The following is a 641-nucleotide window of genomic DNA, read 5'->3' as shown; positions in this document are numbered from 1 at the left end:
GGAGTGCGTTCTTACCTGGGGACGCCCCGCCTTGCGCCTGAAAGGGTGACGGCGTCGAGCCGGAGCGGGGTCTCAGCAGAGGTCATAGTAGTCGGGGGTAGCGCCGGGAAGGCTCAAGTCCGCCGACGAAGGACCGAACGAGAGGGAGTGTTCGAAATCGTGTCGATGCAACAGGCATTGCGTCAGAAGCCCGCGCGAGCGGGGCGGGCGGGAGAAGCGGACGGTGAAGCCGGACGCGAACCCGTCTGCGACGAAGCTTGCGGCCCGCGATGCGAACTGGAGAGCACAGGGTCGGCGCTGCTGGCAGCAGCGCTGACGCGAGAGAACCTGACGCAGGCGTTCAGGCGGGTCCGACGCAACAAAGGCGCCGCTGGCGTGGATGGTCTGGATATTGATCAGACCGCTCGCTATCTGGTGTCGGCGTGGCCGGTGATTCGCGAGCAACTGCTCAAGGGGACGTACCGGCCCAGTCCGGTACGGCGGGTGACGATTCCAAAGCCGGACGGAGGAGGCGAGCGCGAGCTCGGTATCCCGACGGTGACGGATCGGCTGATCCAGCAAGCGCTGCTGCAGGTGCTGCAGCCAATTCTGGACCCTACCTTCAGCGAGCATAGCTACGGCTTCCGTCCCGGCAGGCGTGC

At 66.0% G+C, this 641-nt stretch carries 1 pseudogene; it reads left to right on the top strand.

What is annotated here, in order from left to right:
* Window positions 1-159: 159 nt before the first annotated feature.
* A pseudogene (locus ACW4E8_RS41045) lies at window positions 160-641 on the top strand (group II intron reverse transcriptase/maturase); the annotation flags it as partial.

This window comes from Cupriavidus sp. CP313 (assembly GCF_054072015.1).
The sequence above is the reverse complement of the archived record's forward strand: the minus strand, read 5'-3'. Positions and strand labels throughout refer to the sequence as shown.